Source organism: Jiangella endophytica, assembly GCF_003427025.1.
Lineage (GTDB): Bacteria > Actinomycetota > Actinomycetes > Jiangellales > Jiangellaceae > Jiangella > Jiangella endophytica.
This window is the reverse complement of the sequence record NZ_QVAI01000003.1, coordinates 483,939-501,470: the sequence shown is the minus strand read 5'-3', so window position 1 is coordinate 501,470 and position 17,532 is coordinate 483,939. Positions and strand designations below refer to the sequence as shown.

Here is a 17,532-nt window from a genome sequence, read left to right as displayed (position 1 = left end):
CCAGTATATTTCACAGCAACCGCCGGAAGCGCAATTCGTTGTGCCGCCCGACGTTATCGCCGCGCTAGAGAACGCCGTTGCGGGCCGCCTGCAGACCCGCCTGGAACCGTGTCCGCGCGCCGAGCCGGCCGCTGATCTCCTTGATCCGCCGCTGCACGGTGCGCTGGCTGGCGCCGACGTGCCGGGCGATCGACTGCTCCGTCAGCCCCGCGGCCAGCAGGTTCAGGATGACGCGGTCGTCGTCGACCTGGCCGTCCTGGTCGCTGGGCGCCAGCCGCAGCGGCATCGCCCGCAGCCAGGTCTCCTCGAACACCTCGGCCAGCACGTCGAGCAGCCCGCCGGGGTGGACGACCAGCAACTGGTCGGTGATCAGCGCGCCGGCCGTCGCCGGGATCATCGCGAACCGGTCGTCGATCAGCAGCATGCGGGCCGGCAGCGTCGGCGCGACCCGGGCCTCCTCACCGGCGGCGATGCCGCCGATCAGGTCGGACAGCCGGCCGGGCAGGTCGACCGCGCTCTGCTCGTAGAGGACGCGATGCCGGACGCCGGCTCTCAGCAGCTCGACCTCGATCGGGTTCGGCTCGCTGTTCACGACGCCGTACGGCGGCCGTTCCATGGCGCGGACCTCGGTGCGAGCGCCGCTGTAGACGTCGACGAGCCGGCGGGCGGTCGCCTCGGAGCCGGTGACGATCTCGACGAGGTCACCCGGCTCGACGGCGTCGTGGCGGCGGCGGTGCCGGACGGCCAGTTCGTCGACGAGGATGCGGCTGCGCTGCAGGTCGCGCTCGCGGGCGGCCAGCGTCTCGGCGAACGCGAGTGCGGGGTCGACCAGGCGGTACGCGGGCGGCTCCCCCGGCAGCCGGTCGGCGACGCCGCGGCGCTCGAGCGCGTCGAGCAGCTTCTCGACGGCGTCGGACGGCGGGCCGGCGGGGTCCGCCGCGCTCAGCTCCGCCGCCGTGGTGGGCCGGGCGTGGTCCAGCAGGGCGAGGTAGACGGTCTGCTCCTCGTCGCTGAGGCCGAGCTGTTCCAGCATGCGCGGCTCCCGGGGGTCGAGACCGCTGGCCAAAACGCGCCACTGACGGATTTTCGCCAAAGCATAGCCCTTGTCACGTAGATCGGAACTTCGGGACGATCCGGTCACCGCATCGGCTGACGGCACGGCCCGCACCCCCGGAGGGCAGAGCGTTGCGCAGGTATTGGAGAGCGGCCGCGGCCGCCGTCGTCCTCACCGGTCTGGTCGCGCAGGGGATCCCTGCCGCGACCGCCGAGCCGACCGGGCCGGCGGGGGCGTCCCCACCCCCCGCCGGGCCGGTCGGCGGCGTCACGGTCACGCTGATCACCGGCGACCGTGTCCACGTCACGACCGAGCCCGACGGCCGCCAGGCGGCCACCGTCGAGCCCGCCACCAGGGCCGACGGCACCGTGCCCGGCTTCCACGAGCAGGAGCTGGACGGGCACCTGTACATCATGCCGGCCGACGTGGCGCCGCTCGTCCCCGATCTGCTGGACCGCGCGCTGTTCGACGTCACGGCCCTGGTCGAGCAGGGCTACGACGACGCGAGCAGCGACGTGCTCCCGGTCATCGTCGAGTCGGCCGCCTCGCGCGGCCGGGCCGCGGCGCCGGCGCTGCCCGCCGTCACCGCCACGGACACGCTGGAGTCGATCGGAGCGGTCGCCGCTGACGTCGACAAGGACGCCGCGGCGTCGCTCGCGGACGCGCTGACCGGCGCCCGGGCCCTGGACGAGGCCGCCGCGCGGGCCGCCGACCCGCTGGCCGGCGTCGAGAAGATCTGGCTGGACCAGGCGATGAGCACCGTCGACGAGGACAGCGCGCCACAGATCGGCGCACCGGACGCCTGGGCGGCCGGGTTCACCGGCGACGGCGTCACCGTCGCGGTCCTGGACACCGGCATCGACAGCACGCACCCGGACCTCGCCGGGAAGGTCGTCGCCGAGGCGAACTTCAGCGCGTCGGACAGCACGACCGACCGGTTCGGCCACGGCACGCACGTCGCGTCGATCGTCGCCGGGACCGGCGCCGCGTCGGACGGGCAGCGCCGCGGCATCGCGTACGAGGCCGACCTGATCAACGTCAAGGTGCTCGACGACGGCGGTTCCGGTCCGATGTCCGAGGTCATCGCCGGGATGGAGTGGGCCGTCGCCAACGGCGCGGACGTCGTCAACCTCAGCCTGGGCGTGCGCGGCGGCTACACCGACGGCACCGACCCGGCCAGCCAGGCGGTCGACCGGCTCAGCGCGGAGTCGGACGCGCTGTTCGTCATCGCGGCCGGCAACGACGGCCCGCGCGACGGCACCGTCACCACGCCCGGCGCGGCGACCAGCGCGCTCACCGTCGGCGCCGTCGACAAGCAGGACGCCCTGGCCGGGTTCTCCAGCCGCGGCCCGCGAGCCGGCGACTTCGCCCTCAAGCCCGACGTGACGGCGCCGGGCGTCGGGATCATCGCGGCGCGCGCCGCCAACGCCGTCATCGGGACCCCGGTCGGCGACGACTACCTCGCCCTGGACGGCACCTCGATGGCGACGCCGCACGTCGCGGGCGCGGCGGCGCTGCTCCTGCAGCAGCGGCCGGACTGGGCCGGGCCGGACCTCAAGGCCGCGCTGGCCTCGACGTCGTCGCCCGGCGCGGACCTGACGGTGTACGAGCAGGGCGCGGGCCGGATCGACCTCGCCCGCGCGACGACGCAGCAGGTGTTCGCGGCGAGCGGGCCGCTGGACGCCGGCTACTTCCCGTACCCGCAGGACGACGCGGCGCCCGTCACGGGCACGGTCGCCTACCGCAACACCGGCTCCTCCCCCGTCACGCTGTCGCTCGCCCTGTCGGTGAGCGACGAGGCCGGGACGGCGCCCGCGCCGGGCATGGTGACGCTGGGTTCGGCCTCGGTGACGGTGCCCGCGGGCGGGACCGCGGACGTCCCCGTCACCGTCGACCCGGCCGCCGGCGACTACGGCCTGTATGGCGGCTGGCTGGTCGCGACCGGCCCGGACGGCGTGAGCGTGCGCACGGCGCTGGGCTTCTACAAGGAGTCCGAGCGGTACGACCTCACCGTGCGCGGGATCGCCCGCGACGGCCGCCCGGCCGGCGGGATCAGCCTGGTCGACGTCGTGAACGTCGACGACACGTCGGTGTTCGCCGCGACCAGCGTCGGGTTCGCCGACGGCGCGGCGACGTTACGGGTGCCGCCGGGCCGGTACGCCGCGATGGGCTACGTGTTCACCTACGACGAGCCGCACGTGTTCACGACGGAGACCGCGGCGGTGTTCGCGCCGGAGTTCACCGTCGCCGGCGACACGTCGGTCACGCTGGACGCGCGCTCGACGGTGCCGATCTCCGTCGACACCGCCGATCCAGTGGAGGCGACGAACACCATGCTGGCGTGGTGGCGGTCGGACCCGTCCGGCGCGTCGTACGCCCACTCGTTCTCCGTCGGCGCGCAGCCCTCGTTCGCGTCGCCGACCGACCCGGTGACCGTCGGCGACTTCGAGTACTACACCCAGTACTCCATGGTCGCCCCGCTGATCCAGGTGCGGACGCTGACCCCGGTGGAGCGGCCGATCGCGGCGTCGTACGTGTCGAACTCCGCGCTGCTGGACGGGTCGTTCGAGCTGCCGATGGTGTACGCCGGGCTGGGCCGGGCCTCGGACTTCTCCGGGCTCGATGTGGCGGGGAAGATCGCGCTGATCCAGCGCGGCGAGATCACGTTCCTGGAGAAGATGCACAATGCGGCGGCGGCCGGCGCCTCGCTCGTGATGATCTTCAACAACGTCGCCGGGCCGTTGCCGATCGGCGGCGATCCGTCGACGGTGCCGACGATGTCGATGACCCGCGAGGAGGGGCAGGCGCTGCTCGCGCTGCTGGACCAGGGTCCGGTGACGGCGGCCGTCGACGCGATCCCGGTCAGCCCCTACCTCTACGACCTGGTGCTGGTCGAGCCGGACGTCGTGCCGCCGTCGCTGGACTACGTCATCGACTCCTCCAACACGACGCGCATCTCCGTCGACTACCACAGCCACGTCGGCGACCACGGGATCGGCGAGCTGCGCCACAAGTGGCGGCCGTGGGACTCGTTCTCGTTCGGGTTCCTGCGGCGGACGGTCGCGCCGCAACAGCGGGTGGAGTACGTCTCGGGCGGCGACACGACGTGGGCGCAGTACCTCTACGGCGCATCGACCGACGCCGATCCGTTCGGGTTCCTCCTGCAGTCGGCGCCGCGGACGTACGCGAACGGGACGGTGCTGTCGGACGCGTGGCTGCGGCAGGTGCTCGCGCCCGGCGTGCTGCCGGTCGACTTCGGCGCGGAGAACGCGGCGGCGTACCGGTCGGGCGACGACGTGACGCTGCGGCTGCAGGAGTGGACCGACGGGTACGGGCACTGGGGCGGTGCGGTGGCGGGGGTCGATACGCCGTCGTTCCGGCTGTTCGCGAACGGTGCGCTGGTGGCGTCGGGCGGACGGGCGGACGGGACGTTCGCCGTGCCTTCGTCGCCGTCGACGCTGCGGGTCGAACTGGACGTCGCGAGGTCGGCGCCGTGGTGGCTCGCGTCGACGTCGACCTCGACCGCGTGGACGGTCCGATCGTCGTCGGTCGATGAACCGGCGGCGCTCCCCCTGCTGATGCTCTCCTACGACGTCGACGTCTCGTTGCTGAACGTCGCCGCCAAGCCGGGCACCCAGTTCGTCGACATCACTGTCGGGCACCAGCCCGGTTCGGAGGCCTCTGCGGTGGCCGGCGCCACGGTCTCCGTCTCGTTCGACGACGGCGTCAGCTGGCGGCCGGCGCGGGTGCTGCCGCGGGGTGATGGGACGTTCCGCGCCCTGGTCAACCGCGTGCCCGGCGACGCCTCGCACCTGTCGCTGCGGGTCGAGGCCTGGGATCGCGACGGCAACCGGATCGAGCAGGACGTGCTGCGCGCCTACGAGCTCGGCTGACGTCCCCGGCGCCGGCGGGCTGCCCACTCCTCCGGGGGTGCGGGCGGTCCGCCGAGTGCCGCCCGCCGCCCGCGGCTCCGGACGTGGCCGCCTTGCGGTGGTGGCCGGGGCAACGTGATGGCCGGCGGAGCGCTCTTGGCCCGCCGGCACGCTCGACGACAGCCACGCTCCGGGCGCACCGACGATGGTCCAGCCTGCCCAGGACATCCCCGGCACGCCTGCGCGACAACGCAGTGGGTCGAGACGGCCGCGCGTGCCGGGACCCGCCGCGCGTGCCGGGATGCGGTCGCGTGTGCCGAGACGGGCCGCGTGCCGGGACCCACCGCGCGTACCGAGGAACGCGGCGAGGTCAGCCGCCTCGGCAGCGTCGCCGGTCAGCTCGGCCGATCGCCGCCCGAGGCGCCGGCACACCGCCTGCGCGGCCGCCGGGCCGGGCCAGCGCACGTGGACCGCGACGAGCCCGGTCCCCCACCGTCACGCCGCACCGCACCCACCCGCGACCGCCGAGCCGGGGCCAGTGCCCGTGCACCGCGACGCTCCCGAACCGCACCGCGCGGCGGCGGATGAGGCGGGCAGGTCAGCCGACGCCGGCCTCGTGCATGCCGCGCAGTTCCTTCTTCAGCTCCGAGATCTCGTCGCGCAGCCGTGCGGCCAGCTCGAACTGCAGCTCCGCCGCCGCGGCGTGCATCTGGTCGCTGAGCTGCTGGATGAGGCCGGCGAGGTCGGCGGCCGGCATGCCGGCGAGGTCGGCGGCGTGCTTGCCGGCGCTGCCGACGCTCGCGCGCACGCCCGGCACCGGCGACTTGCCCCGGCTGGCGGCCCGACCCGAACCACCGATGAGCGCTTCGGTGTCGGCGTCCTCGCGGGCCAGCAGCTGGGTGATGTCGCTGATCCGCTTGCGCAGCGGCGTGGGGTCGATGCCGTGCTCGCGGTTGTAGGCGACCTGCTTCTCGCGCCGGCGGTTGGTCTCGTCGATGGCGTTCCGCATGGACGGCGTGATGGTGTCGGCGTACATGTGCACCTGGCCGGACACGTTGCGAGCCGCGCGGCCGATGGTCTGGATCAGCGACGTGCCGGAGCGCAGGAAGCCCTCCTTGTCGGCGTCGAGGATGCTGACCAGCGACACCTCGGGGAGGTCGAGGCCCTCGCGGAGCAGGTTGATGCCGACCAGCACGTCGAACTCGCCCGTGCGCAGCTCGCGCAGCAGCTCGACCCGGCGCAGGGTGTCGACCTCGCTGTGCAGGTATCGCACCTGGATGCCGCGTTCGAGCAGGTAGTCGGTGAGGTCTTCGGCCATCTTCTTGGTGAGCGTGGTGACGAGGACCCGCTCGTCGCGCTCGATCCGCAGCCGGATCTCGTGGATGAGGTCGTCGATCTGGCCCTTCGTGGACTTGACCACGACCTCGGGGTCGACCAGGCCGGTCGGGCGGATGATCTGCTCGACGACGGAGTCGACCTTCTCCATCTCGTACGGGCCGGGCGTGGCCGACAGGTACACCGTCTGCCCGATGCGCTCGAGGAACTCCTCGAACCGCAGCGGCCGGTTGTCCATGGCGCTGGGCAGCCGGAAGCCGTGGTCGACGAGGGTGCGCTTGCGGCTCATGTCGCCCTCGTACATGCCGCCGATCTGCGGCACCGTGACGTGCGACTCGTCGATGACCAGCAGGAAGTCTTCGGGGAAGTAGTCGAGCAGGCAGTTGGGCGCCGAGCCGGGCGCGCGGTCGTCCATGTGCCGCGAGTAGTTCTCGATGCCGGACGTGAACCCGACCTCGCGCATCATCTCGATGTCGTACGTGGTGCGCATGCGCAGCCGCTGGGCCTCGAGCAGCTTGCCCTGCCGCTCGAACTCGGCCAGCCGCTCCTCGAGCTCGGTCTCGATGCTGGCGATGGCGCGCTCCATGCGGTCGCGGCCGGACACGTAGTGGGTGGCCGGCGCGACGTAGGTCTCCTGCTCCTCGCGCATGACCTCGCCGGTGAGCGGGTGCATGGTCATGATGCGTTCGATCTCGTCGCCGAAGAACTCGACCCGCACGGCCAGTTCGTCGTACATCGGGATGATCTCGAGGGTGTCGCCGCGGACCCGGAACGTGCCCCGGGTGAGGTTCTGGTCGTTGCGGGTGTACTGGACGTCGACCAGCTCGCGCAGCAACCCCTCGCGGTTCTTCTCGTCGCCGACCTTGAGGTGCACCATGCGATGGAGGTACTCGTCGGCCGAGCCCAGGCCGTAGATGCACGACACCGTGGCCACCACGATGACGTCGCGCCTGGTCAGCAGCGACCACGTGGCCGAGTGCCGGAGCCGCTCGACCTCCTCGTTGATGGAGGAGTCCTTCTCGATGTAGGTGTCGCTCTGCGGGACGTACGCCTCGGGCTGGTAGTAGTCGTAGTACGAGACGAAGTACTCGACCGCGTTGTTCGGGAACATCTCGCGCAGCTCGTTGGCGAACTGGGCGGCCAGCGTCTTGTTCGGCACCATGACCAGCGTGGGCCGTTGCAGCCGCTCGACCAGCCAGGCCGTCGTCGCGCTCTTGCCCGTACCAGTGGCGCCGAGCAGGACGGTGTTCTTGTCGCCGGCGCGGACCCGCCGCTCGAGCTCGTCGATGGCCGCCGGCTGGTCGCCGGACGGGTCCCACTCGCTGACGACCTTGAAGGGCGCCACCACCCGGGAGATCTCACCTGCCGCACGCATGAGAACAACGGTATGCGCTCCCACCGACAAGGTCCTGGGCTACGGCTACGCTCACAGCGATGGACGACGAAACCCGCAGGTTCGTGACCACGTTCCGCAGCTTCCTCGAAGACGTCGTGCATCAGGCCGACCCCGGCGGCGACCCCGGCGGCGAGCCGCTGCTCCCCGTGCTCGAGCAGCACCTGGGCGTGCCGCCGCGCACGCTGCCCGTCGTGGGCGAGCGCGTCTCGACACAGCGCTTCACCGACGCCGACGTCGCGCTCGAGCTGCTCGCCGAGCGGCACGGCGGCCGGCGGCTCATCGGCATCGGCGGGGGTCAGCAGCGGCGGCATTCGTCACTCGCCGAGATCATCGAGTTCGCCGGCCGCCGGCAGTTCCCCGTCGGCCCGGTCGACTACGCGCGCGTCCCCACCGGCCCCGAGGCCAGCCGCCAGGTCGTGACGTTCGGCCTGCACCTGTTCACGTACGACGGCGTCCCGGTGGCCGTCCTCCAGCGCGCCCCGCAGCCGCACTTCGGCCGTGAGCACCCCGACCTCGAGGTGCTCGCGCCGGTCGACGAGGTCGTTCCCGCCCTGCTCGACGAGCTGCGCCGGCTCATGGCCGAGCACAGCGTGCTGCGCGGGCAGGTGGTCACGTTCACGCCCAGCGAGTTCGGCGCCAGCAACGGCAACGTCACATTCCTGCCCCGCCCGGGCCTGAGCGCCGACGACGTCGTGCTGCCCGACGGCGTGCTGGCGAAAGTCGAGCGGCACCTCACCGGCGTCGCCCGCCACCGCGACGCCCTCGCCGCCGCCGGCCAGCATCTCAAGCGTGGCATCCTGCTCTTCGGGCCGCCCGGCACCGGCAAGACGCACACCGTCAAGTACCTCATGGCGGTCAGCCCCGGCACGACGGTGATCGTGCTGACCGGGCAGTCGCTCCGGCTGATCCAGGCCGCCGCCGAGACCGCCCGCGCGCTGGAGCCGGCCGTCGTCGTGCTGGAGGACTGCGACCTGATCGCCGAGGACCGCAGCCTCACGGCCGGGCCACAGCCGCTGCTGTTCGAGGCGCTCGACGCCCTCGACGGCCTGGCCGACGACGCCGACGTCGCGTTCGTCCTCACCACCAACCGGGCCGACCTGCTGGAACCCGCCCTCGCCCAGCGTCCCGGCCGCGTCGACCTCGCCGCGGAGATCCCATTGCCCGACGTCGGTGCTCGGCGGCGGCTGAACCGGCTGTACGCGCGCGACCTGCCGTTCACCCCGCCGGCGCTCGACGCGGCGGCCGACCGTGCTGAGGGCACGACGGCGTCGTTCGCCAAGGAACTCATGCGCCGGGCGGTCCTCACCGCCGCCGACGCCGGCCATCCGCCGGGCGACGAGGACCTGTCCACCGCACTGGACGAGCTGCTCGGCGACACCGAGATGCTGACCCGGAGCCTGCTCGGCGCCGACTCCGACGCCGGCTCCGGCCGCCACCACGAGGACGTCAGCCGCTTCACCACCCCGCGTTCCCGGTGAGACCGTGGGTACGCCTGGCGCTGCGCGACGACCGGCCGGTGCTGCCTGCCGTCAGGGCTGCCAGGCGGTGCGCTCGGCCCAGGCGTCGGCGCGGGCGAGGGCGGAGTTGATCCAGGGTGTCTTGCGGGTGGCGTACTCGTCGATGGTCTCGTGCGGCTGACTGGCGAGCTCCCGCTTGAGCGTCGCGTACTCCGCGACGGCGTCCGGGTGCGCGCGCAGCCAGTCGCGCAGCAGGAGCGCGTCGCGCCAGGTCGGTGACGTGACCGGGCGGATGTGGCAGTTGACGGGGCGGCCGGGATCGGCGTTGACGACGATCGCCTTGTCGTGCTCGACGCCGTCGCGGCCGACGTCCCACCAGCGGTCCGGCAGCCGGACCAGCCCGGCCTCGGCCAGCTCACCGGCGACCGTCTCCGCCGCGGGCAGGTCGGCGACGACGAGCTGCACGTCGATGACGTCCTTCGCCGGCAGCCCGGGCACCGACGTCGAGCCGTGGTGGTCGGAGCGGATCAGCCGGTCGCCCGCGACCCGCCGGATCCGCTCCAGCAGCCGCTCCCCCTGAGCGGCCCAGCTGGGGTCGGGTTCGGCGATGACGGCGTGCGGCGGACGAGGTGCGCGCGTGCGGGTGCGCAGGTGCGCCGCGAACGGCGCCAGGCGCTCCGTCCACAGGGCATCGACCGCCGCCTCGATAGCCACAAGCCGGCCGGAGTTGTCGAGCCAGACGTCCGCGGCGGCCCGCCGTTGGTCGTCGGTGGCCTGCGCTCGGATCCTGGCCAGCGCGTCGGCGGGCGTCATGCCGCGGTCGTCGACCAGTCGCCGCAGCCGTTCCTCCTCCGGCGCGTGCACGACGATGACCAGCGGGTACCCGGCGGCGAGCCCGTTCTCGACGAGCAGCGGGATGTCCTCGGCGACGACGGCGTCCGGCCCCGCCGCGGCGACCAACTCCGCCCGGCGCCGGCCGACCAGCGGATGCACGATCGCGTTCAGCGCCGTCCGGCGCCCTTCGTCGGCGAAGACGATCTTCCCGAGCGCGGGCCGGTCCAGCGCGCCTTCCGGCGTCAGGACGCCGGGCCCGAACTCCTCGACGACGGCGGCCAGACCCGGTGTCCCCGGCTCGACCACCTCGCGAGCGATCAGGTCCGCATCGACGACCGTCGCCCCACACTCGGCCAGGCGGCGCGCCACCACCGACTTGCCTGCCCCGATTCCGCCCGTCAGCCCGACTCTCAGCACCCCACGACCCTAACGGCCGCCCCCGGCCCGTGGGCGTGCGGCCGGATCGCGGCGAACCGCCGGGCTCAATGCACGACCGCGGCGACAGCGTCGGCCAGGACGCCGCGTTCCTGGCGCTCGTCGAGACGCTCGATCGGGACCAGCCGGCCGAGCGCCAGACCGTCGACCACCGTGAGGAGCAGCCGGGCGTGCCGCTCGACCGCGCGCCGGTCGCTCGCGACGGCCCCCTCGGCGGCGAGCGCCTCCAGCCAGGCCGTCACGCGCGCCCGCGCCCGCCTCGAGACGGCCGACCACGCCAGCCGCGATTCCGGCGCCCCGCCGGGGCCGAACGTCGACGTGATGACGTCCATCCAGCGCTCGACGGCCTGCTCGGGCGGCGGCGCCGGCGGCAGCAGCTGTGCGAGGCACTCGGCCAGCCGCTCGCCGGGCGGGACGGCGGTGTCGCGGATGCGCAGATCGAGCATCGTCGCGTCGATCGCGGCACCGAAGACGGCCTCGTAGAGGTCGCGCTGCGACGGGAAGTAGTAGCGCAACGTGCTGGCGCCGATGCCGGCCCTCGCCGCCACCCCGCGCACGCTGAAGCCGGCCGTGCCCTTCTCGGCGATCAGCTCGCGCGCGGCGCGGACGATCTGCTCCTGCCGCTCGTTCAGCGCGGTTCCACCTCCCGCCTCCGGCCCACGGTGCTACCGTGAAATCCCGGTTGGCACAGTGTACTAACGAGGTGCGGAATGGACCTGCTCATCGTCGACGACTTCATGCTGCTCCTGCTCGACGACGAGAGCGGTAGCCCGGCCGGTGCCGGCACCCTGCACTACTCTCTCGGCGGCGCGCTGCTCGTCGACCTCGCGCTGGCGGGACGCATCACGATCGAGTCCAAGGGCGTGACGGTCGTCGACGGGCCGCCGCTGGACGATCCGCTGCTCGACGACGCCCTCGCCAAGGTCGCCGAGAAGCGCCGCGGCACGCACGCGCTGCTCTTCGTGCTCGGCCAGGGTCTCTCCGACCGGGTCACCGAACGGCTGGTCGAGCGCGGCCTGATCCGCCGCGAGACGCGGAAGTTCCTGGGACTGTTCCGGACCACGACGTGGCCGGCCGACGACGTCCGGCACGAGGCCGAGCTGCGTGAACGGCTGCGGCGCGTCCTCGTCGGCGGCGAGCAGCCCGACGCTCGCACAGCGGCGATCATCGCGCTACTCAACGCCATCAACGTGCTGCACATCGTCGTCAGCGGCCCGGACCTGCCCTGGCGCACCGTCGCCAATCGGGCCAGCGAGATCCAGCAGGGCGAGTGGGCCACCGACCCGGCCACGCAAGCCGTCATGACGACCTACGCCGGCATCGTCGCGTCGGCGGCCAGCGCAGTCGCGGTCGCCGCCGCGACCGCAGCGACCAACTCCTAGCCGCGTGAGTCCGATCGCCGGTGGCCGGGCGGCGGCGCGCTCGGGTTCGGCGAGCACCGTGATCAGGTGCGGGTCGGTGCTGCTGTGGCGATGACGACTCACCCTTGATCAAGGCGCGCGTTGACGTGAGCCGGGCAGCGGTCAGTGCTGGTGGACAACGGTGATCATCGACGATCGCGTACGACACCAGGCGTTCTCCCGCTCCACCAGGCATGCACGCCTCGCGATGCACCAGAACGCCACATGATGGCCCATCTCGTGTGACGGCTGCTCAGAGAATGGGCAGCAGGGCACTGCCAACCTGCGGCCTCCGGTGGATGCCGCCGACTCCGGCGAACCCGGGGCGCAACCTACCAGCGGACCGGAGTGCAGAGCCTCATCCGGACTCACTCAGCTACGGCGTCGGCGTCGCGGACGCGCCCGGTGTGGCCGTCGCCGAACCCGTCGGCACGGGCGTCGGCGTGCCGGAGGCCTCGCCGCCGAGCAGGTGCGCGGCCAGGTTCACCAGCACCACCGGCTCCGCCGCGGCCGCCACCACGCCGTGCCGCAACGTGATGACGTAGGTACGGAGGTCGGCGGCGACCACGAACGACACGTCCTCGGCGTCGGACAGCAGGAAGCCGTCGTGACCGGCGACCGTCTGGGCGGTGACGACCGCACCCGCGGCCTGCGCGCCATCGACGGTGGAGTCGATGCGGCCCGCCGCGGTGTCGGCGTCGGTGTAGCCGCTGACGGCGATCTCCAGCGGCACCGGCGCCGGTGTGGGCGTGGGCGCCGGGGTGGGCGCAGGAATCGGCGCCGGCGTCGGAGCCTCCGGCGCCTCGGGAACTCCGTAGCTGCAGGTCAGCCGGCCGGTGCGACCGGAGTCGGGCAGGAACTCGTCGTTGTAGACGCGGACGGTCTCGCCCTGGATCGGGACCTGCAGGATCTGCGCGATCTCGCCCGCGGTGGCGAGGTCGCCGCACAGTTCGGGCACGCCCGTCGTCGAGCTCGGCGACGCGGACGGCTCACCAGCCGCAGCGGTGCCGTCGCCGTCCGTCGGCTCCCCCGAGGTGGGCACGACCGGCACCTCGGGCTCGTTGCCGTTCGAGCAACCGGCCAGCACCAGGAGCAGCGGCAGGAACAGCGTCGCCGCCGCGGTGGGCCGGGTCCGCCGGAGGAGTCTGCTCGTCACGAGCACACCGTAACGTCCCGCGTCGCCCCGAGCACGCAGGCGCCGCGTGGCGAGGCCCGGATGCGACGAGCCCCGCACCCGAAGTGGGTGCGGGGCTCGTGCGATGCGTTTCGGCTCAGTTACCGGTGAGCTTCTCGCGCAGCGCCTGCAGCGCTTCGTCGGACGCCAGCGTGCCGGCGCCCTCTTCCTCAGCCGCGCCCGACGAGTACGTGGACGGGTTGTCGGCCTTCGCCTCGGCGTCGGCCTCCTGCGCGCTCTCGATCTGGGACTTGTGCGCTTCCCAGCGAGCGTGGGCCTCGGCGTACTGCCGCTCCCACTCCTCACGCTGCTTCTCGTAACCCTCGAGCCAGTCGTTGGTCTCCGGGTCGAAGCCCTCGGGGTACTTGTAGTTGCCCTGGTCGTCGTAGTCGGCGGCCATGCCGTACAGCGTCGGGTCGAAGTGCTCGCTGACGTGCGCGGCGGTGTCGCCCTCGTTGGCCTGCTTCAGCGACAGCGAGATACGGCGACGCTCGAGGTCGATGTCGATGACCTTGACCATGACGTCCTTGCCGACGGTGACGACCTGCTCGGGCACCTCGACGTGGCGCTCGGCCAGCTCGGAGATGTGCACGAGGCCCTCGATGCCGTCCTCGACGCGAACGAACGCGCCGAACGGGACGAGCTTGGTGACCTTACCGGGCACGATCTGGCCGATCTGGTGGATCCGGGCGAACTGCTGCCACGGGTCCTCGAGGGTGGCCTTGAGCGAGAGCGACACGCGCTCGCGGTCCATGTCGACGTCGAGCACCTCGACGGTGACCTCCTGGCCGACCTCGACCACCTCGGAGGGGTGATCGATGTGCTTCCAGGAGAGCTCCGAGACGTGCACCAGGCCGTCGACGCCGCCGAGATCGACGAACGCGCCGAAGTTGACGATCGAGGAGACCACGCCGGAGCGGATCTGGCCCTTCTGCAGCGTCTGCAGGAAGGTCGACCGGACCTCGGACTGGGTCTGCTCGAGCCACGCCCGGCGGGACAGGACCACGTTGTTGCGGTTCTTGTCCAGCTCGATGATCTTGGCCTCGATCTCCTTGCCGACGTACGGCTGGAGGTCGCGGACCCGGCGCATCTCGACCAGCGACGCCGGCAGGAAGCCGCGGAGACCGATGTCGAGGATGAGGCCGCCCTTGACGACCTCGATGACGGTGCCCGAAACGACGCCGTCGGCCTCCTTGATCTCCTCGATCTTGCCCCAGGCGCGCTCGTACTGGGCGCGCTTCTTGGACAGGATCAGGCGGCCTTCCTTGTCCTCCTTCTGCAGGACAAGCGCCTCGACGTCGTCGCCGACCGCGACGACGTCGGATGGATCGACGTCGTGCTTGATGGACAGCTCGCGCGAGGGAATGACGCCCTCGGTCTTATAGCCGATGTCGAGTAGGACTTCGTCCCGGTCGACCTTGACGACGGTACCGGAAACGATATCGCCGTCATTGAAGTACTTGATGGTCTCGTCGATCGCGGCGAGGAAGGCTTCCTCGGACCCGATGTCGTTGATCGCGACCTGCGTGGTCGTCCTGGGGGCCGTCGAGGTGGGCGTCTCGGCCTCGATGCTGCTCGTCATGTGGAAGGGGACTCCGGACAAGGTTCGGTGGTAGCTTCACGCGCCAGGACCCTTGGATCGCTGTGCCATCACCGACCAGGTGCTGTATCCCCTGTGCCGCCAACCGACAATAACGAGCGCGAGCCTGCTCCGTCCGAGGTTCGCGCAGGCCCACAGCGCACACATAGATTACCTGCCCGCGACGACCAGGGTCAATCGGCGCAAGGTCGCGAGTTGATCACGGCGAACGATTCGGCTATGGGGTCACTGGGCGTCATGCCCCCGTTCCTCGTTGCGCACCAGAATACTCCCCTTCGACCGGATGGGATCGCGTTGCATCGGCGCAGGCAGAACGGCGTATGAGACGTCGCCGTCAGTAGCGGTGCAGGCTGCCCGCGGACTGGCCGTCCTCGTCGAACTCGTCGAACAGGCCCTCGTCGTCGCGGGCGCGGCGACGGCCTTGGGCGGGTGTGGCGGGCCGCGACGTCGCGCCGTCGTCGGGTGCGCCGGCGGTCTGGGACGGGGTCGCGGCGTGCGTCGGCTCAGGCTCGGCGGGCGCCGGATGGGGGCTCGGCGACTCGGCGGCGTTCTGGTCGGCCGGGGCGAGGTCGGGGTGCTCCTGGGCGAACCGGGCCAGCTCCGCACGCGCCTGCTCGAGCCGGGCGAGGTCGGCGCGGGTCCGGTCCAGGTGGACGGACTCGGCGGACTCCGCAGCGGACGACGTCGCTGGCCGGCGGTCCTCGGAGCGGCTGTCGTGAGCCCGCGCGTCGTGAGCCCGGGTGTCGTGGGACTCGCCCTGGTCGGGATGGGCGTCGCGGCTGTCGGTCGACTGGACCGGCGCGGCGCCATCGGCCGCCGGCCGGGCCGGCGAGCGGTCGTCCTGCGGGCGGCCGGGCACGCGGTCCTGCGGCTGGTCGGGCACGCGGTCCTGCGGGCGGTCGGGCTCGAAGTCCTGCGGGTGGTCGGGCGTGAGCGGGCCGGTCGGCGACTGGCCGAGCAGCGACTGCGCCGACTGTGCCTGGGCCTGCTGCCGTCCCACCGGCGGCCGGACGGCTCCCGTCTGGGGGCGGCGACGCGGCAGCGACTGGGTGGCTCGCTGGTCCAGCTGGCGCTCCCCCGTGGTCTGCTGCGGCGGTGCCGGCTGGCCGGGCTGTGCCAGCTGGCCGGCCTGAGTGGCTTCGCCGGCGCTGCCGTACTCGTCGGCCTGGTCAGGGCGGACGCCCGGCGCGAACTGGTCGCGGTGCCCCTCCGCCGCCGACTGATCGGCGTAGGCGTCCTGACCTGCGGTGTCGTACCCACCGGCCTGCTCGTCCCAGCCGCGGGACTCGGACCAGCGGGCGTCGTCGGCCGCAGCGGGCGGGCCGGCCGGCGCGATCTGGTCGGCTCGTGCGGCCTGGCCGGCGGTGTCGTACTCATCGGCCTGGCCGGCGGTGCCGTACCCGTCAGCCTGCTCGTCCCAGCCGCCGGCGTGGGCCGGGGCAGCGTGGGCGGCCTGGCCGGCGGTGCCGTACTCGCCGGCCTGGTCGTCCCAGCGGCCGTACCCGGCGCCGCGGGCGGTCTCGCCGTGCAGCCGCGGCTGCTGCTCAACAGGCGGGTCGGCGTAGGGCTGCTCCGCCGCCGGGGCCGGGGCGGCCGCCGCCGCGTCCTCGTACCGCGGCCGCTCCCCGTACCGGCGGTCGTCACCGCCGCCATGCCCGCCGTCGTCGTAGCGGTCGTCGTGGGCCGGCTGGTAGCGGGACTGCCCGACCGACTCCTGGGCGCGTGGCCGCTGCCGCAGCGGCATCCGGTCCTCGGCCGGCCGCGTGACGACCCCCGGCGCGGCAGCCGCGACGGCACCGGCCCCGGACCCGCCGGACCCACCCGGCCCGTCCGGACCGTCGTCCTCCAGGCCGGGCGCCCGGCGCTTGCCGTGGTAGGCGCCGCGGCGGGCGAGCAGCAGGCCGAGGACCACGAACACGAGGCCACCGGCCGCGGCCGCGATCGGGACGGTGTCGCGGACGAGCTCGAGGCGGTCGGCGCTCGAGGAGAACTCGTCGATGTTGGCGGTGACCTGGTCGTCGGTGTAGGTCAGCGTGCCCTGGACGATCGTCGGGCCGCGGGTGCCCTCGAAGTCGAGGTAGGAGTCCTGCTCCTCCTGGCCCTTGATGATCGCGCCGGTGTGCGGCTCGACCCAGATGGTGCGGGTGTTGCTGTAGATGCGGTCGGCGACGATCGACCCGGCCTGGCCGAACAGAGCGCCGGGGATCTCCAGCGCCGACACCGGCGTCGGCTCGATGACCTGCTGGAACACGTAGACCGACAGGCCTTCGAGGGTGGTCTCGTTCTGGAACTGCATGGGCCGGGCCTCCTGGATGGTGGAGTCCCAGAACGGGTACGACCGCTCCTCGGTGCCGAACGGCAGCTTGAAGTAGTAGCCCTCGTGGTCGACCTCGACGCGGTCGGCGCGCTCGCCGGTGGGCGTGTAGTACTGGTCGTGGCCGTCGACGGAGTCGCCGGTGTGGCGGTCGAACGCGACCCGCTCCTCGAAGTACGAGAGCACGTTCTCCTCGGGGGTCGCCCCGGCGCCGAGGCCGTCGAAGTTGGTGACGCTGGTGTCCCAGACGGCGGTGTCGTCGGTGCTGTCGCCCCGGTCGGGGATGATCCGCCGGACGGAGCGGACGTCGGTGACGCGCTCGACCTCCGGCTCCTGGCGCACGACGGCGCCGAGGTCGAGGACGGTGACGTCGGAGCCGGTGGACACCCGCTCGGCGACGTCGTTGGAGACGACCGCCAGCCGCGGGTAGGCGTACCAGCGTGACATCGGCGCGAGCACCAACATCAACACGCCCAGTCCCACCAGGACCAGGCCGATACTGCGCCGCATGGACAAGCCTTCCTCGGATCGGGGTCTCCGCGCGGCCCGCGTGAGACCACCGCCGGGCGCGGCCCCGGGGCGGCGCGGGGGCTCTTCGTGAAACTACCCTCCGATCCGCGCCTGTGCATGCCACTCGGCAACATCGCGCCCGATCAGAGCG

10 protein-coding genes are annotated in these 17,532 nt (G+C 72.7%); 3 read left to right on the top strand and 7 right to left on the bottom strand.

Annotated elements, in window-relative coordinates; genetic code table 11:
• Positions 1 to 64: 64 nt before the first annotated feature.
• On the bottom strand, positions 65 to 1,033 hold the full coding sequence (locus DZA62_RS09185; protein ID WP_116948536.1) for a helix-turn-helix domain-containing protein: 969 nt from the start codon (positions 1,031 to 1,033) through the stop codon (positions 65 to 67).
• 152 nt (positions 1,034 to 1,185) lie between these two features.
• Between DZA62_RS09185 and DZA62_RS09180 the strand changes: the two genes are divergently transcribed.
• A complete protein-coding gene (locus DZA62_RS09180) occupies positions 1,186 to 4,947 on the top strand; it encodes a S8 family serine peptidase (RefSeq protein WP_116948535.1) in 3,762 nt (1,253 codons plus the stop codon).
• Between the two features lie 577 nt (positions 4,948 to 5,524).
• Here DZA62_RS09180 and uvrB read toward each other — a convergent pair.
• The gene (gene uvrB / locus DZA62_RS09175; RefSeq protein ID WP_116948534.1) at positions 5,525 to 7,636 is read right to left on the bottom strand and encodes an excinuclease ABC subunit UvrB; all 2,112 of its coding nucleotides are present in this window, start codon (positions 7,634 to 7,636) and stop codon (positions 5,525 to 5,527) included.
• Between the two features lie 59 nt (positions 7,637 to 7,695).
• Between uvrB and DZA62_RS09170 the strand changes: the two genes are divergently transcribed.
• Complete coding sequence (locus tag DZA62_RS09170) at positions 7,696 to 9,135, top strand: AAA family ATPase (RefSeq protein ID WP_116948533.1); 1,440 nt, start codon at positions 7,696 to 7,698, stop codon at positions 9,133 to 9,135.
• Between the two features lie 51 nt (positions 9,136 to 9,186).
• Here the strand turns inward: DZA62_RS09170 and coaE are convergent, their stop codons facing one another.
• Positions 9,187 to 10,365 (bottom strand): dephospho-CoA kinase, encoded by a 1,179-nt coding sequence (coaE, locus tag DZA62_RS09165; protein ID WP_116948532.1) that lies wholly within the window; start codon positions 10,363 to 10,365, stop codon positions 9,187 to 9,189.
• 65 nt (positions 10,366 to 10,430) lie between these two features.
• The gene (locus tag DZA62_RS36285; RefSeq protein WP_269813864.1) at positions 10,431 to 10,994 is read right to left on the bottom strand and encodes a TetR/AcrR family transcriptional regulator; all 564 of its coding nucleotides are present in this window, start codon (positions 10,992 to 10,994) and stop codon (positions 10,431 to 10,433) included.
• A gap of 99 nt (positions 10,995 to 11,093) precedes the next feature.
• On the opposite strand from DZA62_RS36285, the gene DZA62_RS09155 reads away from it, so the two are divergent.
• On the top strand, positions 11,094 to 11,765 hold the full coding sequence (locus DZA62_RS09155) for a GOLPH3/VPS74 family protein (RefSeq protein WP_116948530.1): 672 nt from the start codon (positions 11,094 to 11,096) through the stop codon (positions 11,763 to 11,765).
• Between the two features lie 394 nt (positions 11,766 to 12,159).
• Here the strand turns inward: DZA62_RS09155 and DZA62_RS09150 are convergent, their stop codons facing one another.
• The 3 genes from DZA62_RS09150 to DZA62_RS37185 form a co-directional block, all read right to left on the bottom strand.
• On the bottom strand, positions 12,160 to 12,939 hold the full coding sequence (locus DZA62_RS09150; RefSeq protein WP_157987563.1) for a hypothetical protein: 780 nt from the start codon (positions 12,937 to 12,939) through the stop codon (positions 12,160 to 12,162).
• A 115-nt stretch (positions 12,940 to 13,054) separates the two neighbouring features.
• A complete protein-coding gene (gene rpsA / locus DZA62_RS09145; protein ID WP_116948528.1) occupies positions 13,055 to 14,539 on the bottom strand; it encodes a 30S ribosomal protein S1 in 1,485 nt (494 codons plus the stop codon).
• Between the two features lie 352 nt (positions 14,540 to 14,891).
• Positions 14,892 to 17,381, bottom strand: coding sequence for a DUF3068 domain-containing protein (locus DZA62_RS37185; RefSeq protein ID WP_116948527.1), 2,490 nt, complete (start codon positions 17,379 to 17,381; stop codon positions 14,892 to 14,894).
• Positions 17,382 to 17,532: the final 151 nt, after the last annotated feature.

Excerpts from the sequence above, each read along its gene's own strand:
- DZA62_RS09170 (WP_116948533.1), top strand. The coding sequence starts at position 7,696 with ATGGACGACGAAACCCGCAGGTTCGTGACCACGTTCCGCAGCTTCCTC.
- DZA62_RS09155 (WP_116948530.1), top strand. The coding sequence starts at position 11,094 with ATGGACCTGCTCATCGTCGACGACTTCATGCTGCTCCTGCTCGACGAC.
- uvrB (WP_116948534.1), bottom strand. The coding sequence starts at position 7,636 with ATGCGTGCGGCAGGTGAGATCTCCCGGGTGGTGGCGCCCTTCAAGGTC.
- rpsA (WP_116948528.1), bottom strand. The coding sequence starts at position 14,539 with ATGACGAGCAGCATCGAGGCCGAGACGCCCACCTCGACGGCCCCCAGG.
- DZA62_RS37185 (WP_116948527.1), bottom strand. The coding sequence starts at position 17,381 with ATGCGGCGCAGTATCGGCCTGGTCCTGGTGGGACTGGGCGTGTTGATG.
- DZA62_RS09185 (WP_116948536.1), bottom strand. The coding sequence starts at position 1,033 with ATGCTGGAACAGCTCGGCCTCAGCGACGAGGAGCAGACCGTCTACCTC.